The sequence below is a fragment of the Streptomyces sp. NPDC001315 genome (assembly GCF_042896175.1).
Classification (GTDB): Bacteria; Actinomycetota; Actinomycetes; order Streptomycetales; family Streptomycetaceae; genus Streptomyces.
This window is the reverse complement of the sequence record NZ_JBIAWZ010000001.1, coordinates 1,479,874-1,490,872: the sequence shown is the minus strand read 5'-3', so window position 1 is coordinate 1,490,872 and position 10,999 is coordinate 1,479,874. Positions and strand designations below refer to the sequence as shown.

Annotated in this window: 10 protein-coding genes; 2 read left to right on the top strand and 8 right to left on the bottom strand. The window is 72.2% G+C overall.

Annotated elements, in window-relative coordinates:
- Positions 1–17: 17 nt before the first annotated feature.
- On the bottom strand, positions 18–311 hold the full coding sequence (locus ACFY16_RS06580) for a hypothetical protein (RefSeq protein WP_390645943.1): 294 nt from the start codon (positions 309–311) through the stop codon (positions 18–20).
- A 144-nt stretch (positions 312–455) separates the two neighbouring features.
- On the opposite strand from ACFY16_RS06580, the gene ACFY16_RS06575 reads away from it, so the two are divergent.
- Positions 456–1,028, top strand: a complete 573-nt coding sequence (locus tag ACFY16_RS06575; RefSeq protein WP_390645942.1) for a hypothetical protein — start codon at positions 456–458, stop codon at positions 1,026–1,028.
- Positions 1,029–1,044: 16 nt separating this feature from the next.
- Here the strand turns inward: ACFY16_RS06575 and ACFY16_RS06570 are convergent, their stop codons facing one another.
- The 5 genes from ACFY16_RS06570 to ACFY16_RS06550 all read right to left on the bottom strand — a co-directional run bounded on the left by ACFY16_RS06570 (position 1,045) and on the right by ACFY16_RS06550 (position 7,085).
- A complete protein-coding gene (locus ACFY16_RS06570) occupies positions 1,045–2,079 on the bottom strand; it encodes an LLM class F420-dependent oxidoreductase (RefSeq protein WP_390645941.1) in 1,035 nt (344 codons plus the stop codon).
- Positions 2,080–2,178: 99 nt separating this feature from the next.
- On the bottom strand, positions 2,179–3,018 hold the full coding sequence (locus tag ACFY16_RS06565; protein ID WP_390645940.1) for a hypothetical protein: 840 nt from the start codon (positions 3,016–3,018) through the stop codon (positions 2,179–2,181).
- Positions 3,019–3,175: 157 nt separating this feature from the next.
- The gene (locus ACFY16_RS06560; protein ID WP_390645939.1) at positions 3,176–4,114 is read right to left on the bottom strand and encodes an N-acetylmuramoyl-L-alanine amidase; all 939 of its coding nucleotides are present in this window, start codon (positions 4,112–4,114) and stop codon (positions 3,176–3,178) included.
- 472 nt (positions 4,115–4,586) lie between these two features.
- Complete coding sequence (locus ACFY16_RS06555) at positions 4,587–5,237, bottom strand: class I SAM-dependent methyltransferase (RefSeq protein ID WP_390645938.1); 651 nt, start codon at positions 5,235–5,237, stop codon at positions 4,587–4,589.
- Between the two features lie 108 nt (positions 5,238–5,345).
- A complete protein-coding gene (locus ACFY16_RS06550; RefSeq protein ID WP_390645937.1) occupies positions 5,346–7,085 on the bottom strand; it encodes an MFS transporter in 1,740 nt (579 codons plus the stop codon).
- A 305-nt stretch (positions 7,086–7,390) separates the two neighbouring features.
- Here ACFY16_RS06550 and ACFY16_RS06545 point away from each other — a divergent pair, with 305 nt between their 5' ends.
- A complete protein-coding gene (locus tag ACFY16_RS06545; protein WP_390645936.1) occupies positions 7,391–8,929 on the top strand; it encodes an MFS transporter in 1,539 nt (512 codons plus the stop codon).
- A gap of 53 nt (positions 8,930–8,982) precedes the next feature.
- Here ACFY16_RS06545 and ACFY16_RS06540 read toward each other — a convergent pair whose 3' ends face one another.
- Complete coding sequence (locus ACFY16_RS06540) at positions 8,983–9,615, bottom strand: response regulator (RefSeq protein WP_390646109.1); 633 nt, start codon at positions 9,613–9,615, stop codon at positions 8,983–8,985.
- A 102-nt stretch (positions 9,616–9,717) separates the two neighbouring features.
- Positions 9,718–10,992, bottom strand: a complete 1,275-nt coding sequence (locus tag ACFY16_RS06535) for a sensor histidine kinase (protein WP_390645935.1) — start codon at positions 10,990–10,992, stop codon at positions 9,718–9,720.
- Positions 10,993–10,999 lie beyond the last annotated feature (7 nt).

The window sequence follows — 10,999 nt, the reverse complement described above, 5'->3', positions numbered from 1 at the left end:
GGTCCTCGTTTCGTCTGTCAGTGCCGGTGGACGCGGTTGGCGATGGCGTGGCCGACGAACAGGTAGACCACGGCGGCCAGGCCGTAGCCGGCGATGACGCGGGCCCAGGCCTTGTCGAAGGTGAACAGGTCACGGGACCAGCCGGCGAGCCAGTTGGCCGCGTCGTGGACGAACTGCACCAGGTCGTTGGCCGGGTTGGCGTCCAGCAGGTACATGAGGATCCACAGTCCGAGGATGACGGCCATGACGTCGGCGACCACCGCTATGACCGTCCCGGCGGAGTTGGAACCAGTGCGATATCGAGTGGACATGTTTTCCGTCTGGCCCCGGATTCCCGTTTGAAACCTGGAGAAAACCGGTGCGTCCGGGGGGTATCCGCCCGTTCCCCCAAGTGGCGGACACGGCGGTGCGGGGTGAACCTGCCAGGAGAACCCCTCACACGTAGGGAGGACTCCGTGCCCGTACCGATACGCCGCCTCGTCGTGGCACTCACCCTCTGCTGTGCCCTGGTCGCCGGCGCCACAGCCTACGCCAGCGGGGGAAACTCCGCGCAGGGCACCGTCGCCGTCGCCGCCGCCAGTCCGACGGCCTCCGCCAGTCCGACGGCCTCCGCCGAGCGGCAGAGGCTCGCCAAGACCCGTTTCGTCGCCAACGCGGGCCTCGCGGCCGGTGCCGTCTACCAGTGGATCGTCAAACCCTGGAGGGCCGGAAAGTTCGAGCAAGGCGCCAAGGGCAGGAGGCTCGCCCTGGTGAAGGCCGCCGCCGCGGGCGGGTTCGCGTACAACCGGCTCAAGGCCGCGGCGCGCAACGCCCAGGGCGACCCCGCGCTCTCGAGGGCTGTCGCCCCCCTCACCGAGGGCATCGAAGCGCTCAGGAACCTGCCGTCCATGCTGCGCAGGGGCGACTCGACCGACTCGGTCGTGGGCGCCTTCGACGACATCATCAACCAGGTCAAGGGAGCCGGTAGGAGCGCGGGCGCCGAGGTGACGAACACGGTGCCGTCGGCCGGTCAGCTGAGCGGCTCGTAGGGCGTGCCCTGGCCGGCTAGGAGTTGAGCTCGGCGAGGACGCGCAGGGTGTGGGGGTCCCGTACCAGGGCCAGCAGGTCCGTCACGGGACCCTTGCGCCACGACTCCAGCCGCTCGGCGATGCGTTCACGGGGTCCGACGAGCGATATCTCGTCGGCGAAGGCGTCCGGGACGGCCAGTACCGCCTCCTCCCGGCGGCCGGACAGGAACAGTTCCTGGATCCGCCGCGCCTCCTCCTCGTACCCCATGCGCGCCATGAGATCGGCGTGGAAGTTGCGGGCCGCGTGGCCCATGCCGCCGATGTAGAAGCCGAGCATGGCCTTGACGGGGAGGAGGCCTTCGGCGACGTCGTCGCAGACCCGCACCTGGGCCATGGGCGCGACGAGGAAGTCACCTCCGCTCGATCCCTCGCGGGTGTCGGGCAGGTCGGCGACCGCCGGCCCGTACACCTCGGGCCGGTTCGGCGCCCAGTACAGCGGCAGCCAGCCGTCCGCGATCCGGGTCGTCTGCGCCACGTTCTTCGGGCCCTCGGCGCCGAGCAGGACCGGCAGGTCGGGGCGCAGGGGATGGGTGATCGGCCTCAGTGGTTTGCCGAGGCCGGTGCCGTCCGGGCCACGGTAGGGGTGGGAGTGGAAACGGCCGTCCAGCTCCACCGGCGCCTCCCGCCGCAGCACCTGCCGTACGACGTCGACGTACTCCCGGGTCGCGGTCAGCGGCGACTTCGGGAACGGGCGGCCGTACCAGCCCTCGACGACCTGCGGGCCGGACAGCCCGAGGCCGAGCAGCATGCGCCCGCCGGAGAGGTGGTCCAGCGTCAGCGCGTGCATCGCGGTGGTCGTCGGCGAGCGGGCCGCCATCTGGGCGACCGCCGTACCCAGCCTGATCCTTGAGGTCTGGGCGGCGATCCAGGTCAGCGGGGTGAAGGCGTCCGAGCCCCAGGACTCGGCCGTCCACACGGAGTCGTAGCCGAGCCGCTCCGCCTCCCGCGCCAGCGGGACGTGGTCCGCGGAGGGGCCGCGGCCCCAGTAGCCGAGTGCGAGACCGAGCCGCATACCGCCTCCAGCCGTCTGACGGAGTGTCAGTCAGGGGTGGTGACTGTACGACAACGGCCCCCCGCCCGGAAGGGCGAGGGGCCGGTCAGGTGACGAACGTCAGCCGCGCTGGATCCCGGAGGTGTCCCGCAGCACGCCACGGCGGCCGTCCTGCGTCTGCGCGACCAGAGCCGGACCGTTCTGTTCGACCGCCAGGTACCAGGTGCCCGGGGCGAGTTCGGCGATCGGCGTCGGCGAGCCGTCCTCCGCGAACAGCGGACGCGGTACCGGTACGGCGAACCAGAACGGGGAGAAGTCCCCGGCCGGCGGCGTCGGCTGCTGGGCCTGCGCCTGCGGCTGGGGCTGCGGCGGCTGGCCGGCGTACGGGGCCTGACCGCCGTCGAACGGAGGCTGACCGCCGTACTGCGGCTGCGGCGCGCCCGGGTAGCCGTAACCGCCGGGCGGCTGGGCGCCGTAGGGCTGCGGGGCCGGGGGCTTGGGGGCCGGGACGAGCGGGGCCTGCAGCGCGGCGACCAGCGGGCTGGCGACTGCCGCCGCGGCCAGGATGAGCGTGGCGATCAGGGCCAGGATCAGGCCCGTGCCGGCGGTGGGGCCGCTGGAGTCGTTGCCGACGTTGTCGTAACCGCCGGCCGGGTCGAAGACGTTGCCGAGCGCGCTCCACGCGGCGAACACCGCGAACGCGACGCCGAACTGGCCCAGGTCCAGACCCGCGACCTTGGGCGGCTGCGGCAGACCCCGGGAGACGACGATGAACACGGCGCCGATGATCCCCGCCAGCACGACCCCGAGGACGACCCCTCCGCTGCCCCACAGGCTCGGGAGGTCGTAGCTGTCGGGGATCCCGTCGATCGAGTAGAGATCGAAGAACGACGCGATGAACAGCAATACCGCTGCTCCGATCACCACGCCGTCGCCTCGAGTGAGGGAGCGGATATTCACTTCAGGTCCTTCGTCAGTCGTCTCGTCATCGGTGGAGGCATCGCTGTCACCATGTCGCCTGCCGGCCCTGGTGTGAAGCGCGGGGGTGGCCCCATCGTAGGGATTGACATTATCGTCCGAACGATCGGGCTGTCCGCCTGGATCAGCGCGCTGATCACTACCCGCGCAGGAAACTCACGATTCCCTCAGAGATCCCCTGCGCCGCTTTCTGCCGCCAGGCGCCGCTGGTGAGCAGTGCCGCGTCCTTGGTATCGCGCATGTTGCCGCACTCGATGAACACCTTGGGAACCGTTGACAGATTGAGACCGCCCAGGTCCTTACGAGTGACGAGACCGGTGCCGTCGCCGATGTAGTTGGAGGGCGCACTGCCCGTGACGCGGACGAAGTCGCCCGCGATGCGCTCGCCGAGGTCGCGGGAGGGAGCGGCGATGGCGCGGGTGTCGGCGGACCCGGCGTGCACGGACGCCGGGAGGATCACATGGAAGCCGCGGTTGCCGGCCGCCGAGCCGTCCGCGTGGATGGAGACGACGGCATCGGCGTGGGCGGTGTTCCCGATCCGGGCCCGCTCGTCCACGCACGGCCCGTACGAACGGTCGCCGTCCTGCGTCAGCTTCACCGTGGCGCCCTGCGACTGGAGGAGCGCGCGCAGCCGCTGGGCCACGTCGAGGGTGAACCTGGCTTCCGCGTAACCGGAGTTGGTGGACGTGCCGGTCGTGTCGCACTCCTTCCGGTTCGTGCCGATGTCCACCTTGCGGTTGATCTCGGCGGTGTGCCGGAAGTTGTTCGGGTTGTGGCCCGGGTCGATGACGACGACCTTGCCCTTGAGGAAGCCGGAGGTGGTGGGGGCCGGCGTCGAAGGGGGCTGCTCGTCATCGGCGGTGGGGGAGGAACCGGTGGGGGAGACGGGACCGCTCGTCGGCGCCCCCACCGCCGCCTGGTCCGAACCGCCCGCGTCACCGGGGCCGGCGTCCGCCGCGTACACCACCCAGCCGAGCAGCGCCCCCGGCACCAGCGCGGCGAGCGTCACGACCAGCGGACGGCGCAGCGGGGAGCGGCGGGGCTGGGCGGGTTCGAACTCCGGGCCTCGGTACGACACGACAGCCACCCTAACCGTCCCGCACCCGGCGCCCGGGTCGGCCGTCCCGGACCGTCGAGGCGCGACGCCGGAAATTCGGATGCCCGCCCGGTGACCTCGGGCTACGGTGGTGGTCGTTCAGGTGCGCAGGTTGCGGGTACTTCTCCTGTCAAGAGAGCGACGCGGGTTCGAATCCCGCCGCCGGCCCCGGCCGGTGTCGTCCAGCGGCCCAGGACGCTTACGTCGCCGCCGCCGAACCGGATCTCTGAACACCAGGACACGAGCCGTCCGCCACGGGGGAACCAGGCGGACGGCTCGGTCGTGTCCGGGCGGCGACCGGGCGTCCCGGCGGCCCGGCGGCCGTTCGTCCCGGCGTCCCGGCGTCCCGGCGTCCCGGCGTCCCGGCGGCCCGGCGACCCGGCAACCCGTCGGTCCGGCGTCCCGGCGGCCCTTCGGTCTCCCGGTCCCTCAGCCCTTGAGTCCCTCAGCCCCGTTAGATCCCCACGCCCGTGCGCCGCAGCACCCGCAGGGAGTCCGTCGCCGAGACCTCGGTGAACGCGCCCGACTCCAGCGCCCTGAGGTAGACGCGGTACGGGGCTTGCCCCGTGAACTCGTCGGCCGGGTCCGGGAAGACGTCGTGGATGAGCAGCAGCCCGCCCTCGGCGACATGGGGTGCCCAGCCCTCGTAGTCGGCGGTGGCGTGCTCGTCGGTGTGGCCGCCGTCGATGAAGACGAGGCCGAGGGGTGAGTTCCAGAAGGCCGCGATCTGCGGGGACCGGCCGACCACGGCCACCACGTGGTCCTCCAGGCCGGCCTTGTGCAGCGTGCGGCGGAAGGTGGGCAGCGTGTCCATCAGGCCGATCTCGGGGTCGACCGTCTCCGGGTCGTGGTAGTCCCAGCCCGGCTGCTGTTCCTCGCTGCCCCGGTGGTGGTCGACCGTGATCGCGGTGACCCCGGTCGCGCGGGCCGCGTCGGCGAGCAGCACCGTGGAGCGGCCGCAGTAGGTGCCGACCTCCAGCAGCGGCAGCCCGAGCGCGCCCGCCTCGACGGCGGCCGCGTACACCGCGAGCCCCTCGTCCACGGGCATGAACCCCTTCGCGGCCTCGAACGCGGCCAGGATCTCGGGCTTGGGTGCCGCGGGCATGGGGGTCCTTTCGGTCGTACGTACCTCTGGGCGCCCATGCTGCCGCACCCCCCGTCGGCGGGCGACAGGGGGTGCGGGCAGCGATGGTCGGGCGGGGTCAGGTGGTGGTCAGGCGGTGACCGTCTCCGTCGGCAACGGCAGGTCCAGGTCCACCGGACGGTCGTCGCCCGCGTGGGTCGCCGACGAGGCGAGGGGGCCATGGCCGGTGGCGCGGGCGGCCACGACGTAGGCGCCCTGGGCGGGGACGGCGAGGGCGTAGCTGCCGTCGTCCGAGGAGAGCGTCGCGCCCGCCTGGCGGCCCCGGCGGTCGATCAGGGTGACCTTGGCGCGGGCGACCGGCGCGCCGTCGGCGTCCAGGACGCGGCCACGGAAGCCGCGCAGCACCTCCTCGGCGCGCTCCAGGTTGGCCTCCTCCTCGCTGCTCGCGCGCAGTTGCGTCCTGGTGGCCGGGCGCGCGCGGGGCAGGAGGAGGGCCATGATCAGACCGACCGCGACCGCGCCCGTCGCGATCAGGAAGGAGACGCGGAAGCCGTGCATGGTCGGGATCGCGACACCGTTCACGTTGTTCGCGGTGTTGGCGAGGACCATGCCGATCACGGCACTCGACACCGACGTACCGATCGAACGCATCAGGGTGTTGAGGCCGTTGGCCGCGCCCGTCTCCGAGGCCGGGACCGCGCCGATGATCAGCGCGGGGAGCGAGGAGTAGGCGAGACCGATGCCCGCGCCCAGGACGACCGCGATGACGAGGCTCTGCCAGGCGGCGCTCATCAGGCCGAGCCCGGCGCCGTAGCCGATCGCGATGATCACCATGCCGATGATCAGTGTGACCTTGGGGCCGTACTTCGCCGACAGACGGGCGTAGACGGGCGCCGTGAGCATCATCGTCAGGCCCAGCGGCGCCACCAGCAGGCCCGCGGCGACCATCGACTGGCCGAGGCCGTAGCCGGTGGCCTTCGGGAGCTGGAGCAGCTGGGGCAGGACGAGGGAGACGACGTAGAAGGAGACGCCGACCATGATCGAGGCGAGGTTGGTGAAGAGGACGGCGGGGCGGGCCGTGGTGCGCAGGTCCACCAGCGGGGCCTTGACGCGCAGTTCCATCACGCCCCACAGGACGAGGACGACGACCGCCGCGCCGAACAGGCCCAGCGTGGTGCCGGAGGACCAGCCCCAGTCGCTGCCCTTGGTGACCGGCAGGAGGAACAGGACCAGGCCGACGGACAGGCCGAGCGCGCCCGGCAGGTCGAAGGTGCCCTCGGCGCGGGCCGGCGACTCCGGCACGACGAGGAGGGTGAGGACGATGCAGACGACGCCGAGGGCGGCGGCGCCGTAGAAGAGGGCGTGCCAGTCCGCGTGCTGGGCGACCAGGGCCGCGGCGGGCAGCGCGAGGCCGCCGCCGACGCCGATCGAGGAGCTCATCAGGGCCATCGCCGAGCCGAGCTTCTCGCGGGGCAGCATGTCGCGCATCAGGCCGATGCCGAGCGGGATGGCACCCATCGCGAAGCCCTGGAGCGCACGGCCCACGATCATGGTGATCAGGTCGCTGGTGAGGGCGCTGACCAGCGCGCCGACCACCATCACGGCCAGGCTGAGGACAAGCATCCGCCGCTTGCCGTAGAGGTCGCCGAGGCGGCCCATGATCGGCGTGGCCACGGCTCCCGAGAGCAGCGTCGAGGTCAGGACCCAGGTGGCGTTGCTGGGCTCGGTGGCCAGCAGCTGCGGCAAGTCCTTGATGACCGGGACGAGCAGGGTCTGCATCACCGCGACAACGATGCCCGCGAAGGCGAGGACCGGGACGACGGCCCCGCTCGCTCTCCGGGTGGGCTGGTCGGTCGTCGTGTGCGTCATTGAGTGAGGCCTCCAGGCCGGAAGAAACGTCGAGGGAGTGGGATCCGTGCGGGATCGTGGGAGTCGAATCCGTGCGGGATACGTGGAGGCTGAACCCGTGTGCCCGGGCAACTATTCCGATGCTTTGGCGTACTAACGAATTCTTGACCTTGTCTTGGGGAAGCGGCCTTGGTGATGTTGAAGTAACCTGCGAGCTGACCTTTGCCCAGCGGAGTGACCTGGGCCCCGCGAAGTGGGCCTAGGCCCTGCGGCGGAGGACGCTCGGGCCGAAATCCCGATGCAGGCGGTGCGGGCCGGTTGAGACCATGACGCCCATGCCCGGAGCCGCTGACATCACCCGCGTGTCCCGCCGTACGGCGCCGCCCCCCACCTGGCTGGTGGTGGCGCTCGCCTGTGCCGGACAGTTCCTTGTCGTGCTCGACGTGTCCGTCGTCAACGTGGCGCTGCCGTCGATGCGCTCCGACCTCGGGCTGAGCGCCTCGGGGCTGCAGTGGGTGGTGAACGCGTACGCCATCGCCTTCGCCGGCTTCATGCTGCTCGGCGGCCGGGCCGGTGACCTCTACGGGCGCAAGCGGATGTTCCTGACGGGGCTCGCCCTGTTCACCCTGGCCTCGCTGGGCGGCGGGCTGGCCCAGGACGACTGGCAGCTGCTGCTCGCGCGGGCCGTGCAGGGGCTGGGCGCGGCGGTCCTGGCGCCTTCGACGCTGACGATCCTGACCTCCGCCGTCCCGGAGGGCGCCGCGCGGGCGCGGGCCATAGCGACCTGGACGGCGGTCGGCGCGGGCGGCGGGGCCGCGGGCGGTCTGGTCGGCGGGGTGCTGGTGGACGTGCTGTCGTGGCGCTGGGTGCTGCTGATCAACGTGCCGATCGGCGCGGTCGTCCTCCTCGGCTCCCTGCGGTGGCTGGTGGAGAGCCGCGCCGGGGACGGGCGGCGGCTGGACCTGCCGGGCGCGCTGCTGGTGACGGGCGGGCTCGCCACGCTGGCGTACGGCATCTCGCAGACGGAGGCCGAAGGGTGGACGGCGGCGGCCACGCTGGTGCCGCTGGCCGCCGGGCTCGCGCTGATCGGGCTGTTCCTCGCCGTCGAAGCCCGTACGGCGGCCCCGCTGATGCCGCTCGGACTGCTGCGGCTGCGGTCGGTGGCGTCCGCGAACGCGGGCATGTTCACCAGCGGATCCGCGATGTTCTGCATGTGGTTCTTCATGACGCTGTACGCGCAGAACGTGCTGGGCTACACCCCGCTGGAGGCCGGTTTCGCGCTGGTGCCGAGCTCCCTCGCGGTCGTCCTCGGCTCCAAGCTCGCGCCGCGGCTCATGCGGACCGCCGGGGCGCGCACGGTGGCGGTGCTGGGGACGCTGGTGGCCGCCACCGGCTTCGGCTGGCAGTCGACGATGGGCGCGGACGGGGCGTACGTCACCGCGATCATGCTGCCGGGCATCCTGATGATGCTGGGCGCCGGCCTGGCGGCGACCCCGCTGGCCGCGCTGGCCACGTCGGGGGCGGCGCCGGGGGAGGCCGGGCTGGTGTCCGGGCTGGTCAACACCTCGCGCACGATGGGCGGGTCGCTGGGGCTCGCGGTCATGTCGACGATCGCGGCAGCGCGCACGGGAGGCAGCGGGACGCCCGAGGCGCTGACCGAGGGCTACGCGCTCGTGTTCCGTACCTCGACGGCGGTGCTGCTGGCGGGCGCGGTGCTGATGCTGCTGTGGCTGCCGCGGAAGTCCGCCGCGACTTCGGAGTCTTCGGAGTCTTCGGCGAGTTCGGCGAGTTCCGTGACTTCTGCGGGTTCTGGGATTTCGGGAGGTTCCGGGAGTTCTGGAGGTTCTGCGAGTTCCGCGGAGTGAGGCAACGGAATCGCCTTCCTGAGCTTGCGAAGGGAGGAGAGCACTTCAAGTGATCACAGCCACCCTTGGCGGCGGGCCTCCCGCATCGCCTCCATGCGGTTGCGGGTGCCGGTCTTGCCGATGGCGGAGGAGAGGTAGTTGCGGACGGTGGACTCGGAGAGGTGCAGCCGGGCGGCGATGTCGGCGACGGTCGCGCCGTCCGCGGAGGCCTTGAGCGCGTCGCACTCGCGGGCGGTCAGCGGGTTGGGTCCCGCGCTCAGCGCGGCCGCGGCGAGCACCGGGTCGATCACCGTCTCCCCGGTCAGCACCCGGCGGATGGCGACGGCCAGTTCCTCCACGGGCCCGTCCTTGACGAGGAAGCCCGCGGCTCCCGCCTCCATGGCCCGCCGCAGATACCCGGGCCGCCCGAAGGTGGTCAGGATCAGCACCCGGCAGTCGGGCGCCTCGTCGCGCAGCTCGGCGGCGGCGTCCAGGCCGCTCCGGCCCGGCAGCTCGATGTCGAGGAGCGCGACGTCCGGACGGTGGGTCAGCACCGCGTCCACGATCGCGTCCCCGGCGGACACCTGCGCCACGACCTCGATGTCCGCTTCCATCCCCAACAGCAGGGCCAGCGCCCCGCGCATCATTCCCTGGTCCTCCGCGAGCAGGACCCTGATGGACTTCGCGGTCCGGTGATCCCGGGGCATCTCGTTCACGGGGCAAGGGTAGGGCGGTCGGGTCTGAGCGGGGGCGCGTGGCTGGGGCGGGCGCGTTGAGTTCCGCCCCGCTCACGCGCACGCTCGCCCCGCTCACGCCCCCGTCTGTCCCGCCGTCACCCCGTCCAGTTCCGTCGTGTCCACCGGGAGTTCCGCGCGCACCACGAAGCCGCCCCGGGGGCCGGGGCCGGCCGACAGGGAGCCGCCCGCTGCCGCGAGGCGCTCCGTCAGGCCCTTGAGGCCGGTGCCGCCACCGGACTCGGGCGCCGGCCCGGTCGTCGGGCGGGTCGTCGGGCCGGTTCCGTCGTCGGTGACCGTGAGCTGGATTCGCTCCTCGCTTCCGGACACGACGATCTCGCAGCGGGCGGCGCCGCTGTGCCGGACGATGTTCGTGACCGCCTCGCGCACCACCCACCCGAGCAGGGCCTCTGCCTGGGACACCAGTGGCGGCCCCGACTGCCGTACCGCAGGTTCGATGCCTGCCGCGGTCAGTGCGGAGCGGGCCCGGTCCAGTTCCGTGGCCAGGCTGCCGTCGCGGTAGCCGGTGACCGCCTCGCGGATCTCCGTCAGCGCCTGGCGGCCGACGGACTCGATGTCCGCGATCTGGGCCAGCGAGGCCGTCATGTCCCGGGGCGCCAGCCGTCGCGCCGCCTCCGACTTCACCACGATCACCGACAGCGTGTGCCCGAGCAGGTCGTGCAGGTCGCGGGAGAAGCGCAGGCGTTCCTTCTCGACCGCGCGCCGGGCCAGTTCCTCACGGGCGGCGCGCAGTTCCCGTACGGCCTCGGAGAGGGACAGGATCGCGGCGGTGACCATCGTCGACAGGAACGTGCCGTAGGCGACGTTCACCGCGTCCCAGCCGGCCCGGACCGAGGACACGAGTGCCGCGATCGCGGTCAGGGCGAAAGCGATCCGGCCGAGCCACGGGCCCCGTACGACCGCGCCCGTGGCCAGTCCCAGCAGCGGGAAGAAGTACAGCCAGCTGCCGCCGTATCCGATGGCCAGCCCGCAGGTGACCAGGCCCATCACTACGAGCGCCCCACGGGTCGAGAGCGACTCGCGCGCCTCCTTCACGAAGGAGCGGAACACCACGTAGATGTAGAGGGAGTTGAAGACGAACAGGCCCACGCCGCCCAGCCACGGCTGAGCGGTCCGGCCCTGGAGGAGGTTGGAGAAGGCGCCCATCCCCATCAGCAGCCACGGCAGCAGGGAGAAGCCGGTGGGCGCCGGGCCCGGGTGCTCGACCCGTTTGCCGGTCCTGCGAGCGGCGCGCCGGTCGGCCTTGAACCGCTCCACCTCCGCCTTCCGGTCCGCCCGCGCCGCCTGCCACGCCTCGAGTCGGCACGACGCCTTCCGCAACCAGGACATGTCCCTG

Excerpts from the sequence above, each read along its gene's own strand:
- ACFY16_RS06580 (WP_390645943.1), bottom strand. The coding sequence starts at position 311 with ATGTCCACTCGATATCGCACTGGTTCCAACTCCGCCGGGACGGTCATA.
- ACFY16_RS06570 (WP_390645941.1), bottom strand. The coding sequence starts at position 2,079 with ATGCGGCTCGGTCTCGCACTCGGCTACTGGGGCCGCGGCCCCTCCGCG.
- ACFY16_RS06555 (WP_390645938.1), bottom strand. The coding sequence starts at position 5,237 with ATGCCCGCGGCACCCAAGCCCGAGATCCTGGCCGCGTTCGAGGCCGCG.
- ACFY16_RS06550 (WP_390645937.1), bottom strand. The coding sequence starts at position 7,085 with ATGACGCACACGACGACCGACCAGCCCACCCGGAGAGCGAGCGGGGCC.
- ACFY16_RS06545 (WP_390645936.1), top strand. The coding sequence starts at position 7,391 with ATGACGCCCATGCCCGGAGCCGCTGACATCACCCGCGTGTCCCGCCGT.
- ACFY16_RS06540 (WP_390646109.1), bottom strand. The coding sequence starts at position 9,615 with ATGCCCCGGGATCACCGGACCGCGAAGTCCATCAGGGTCCTGCTCGCG.
- ACFY16_RS06535 (WP_390645935.1), bottom strand. The coding sequence starts at position 10,992 with ATGTCCTGGTTGCGGAAGGCGTCGTGCCGACTCGAGGCGTGGCAGGCG.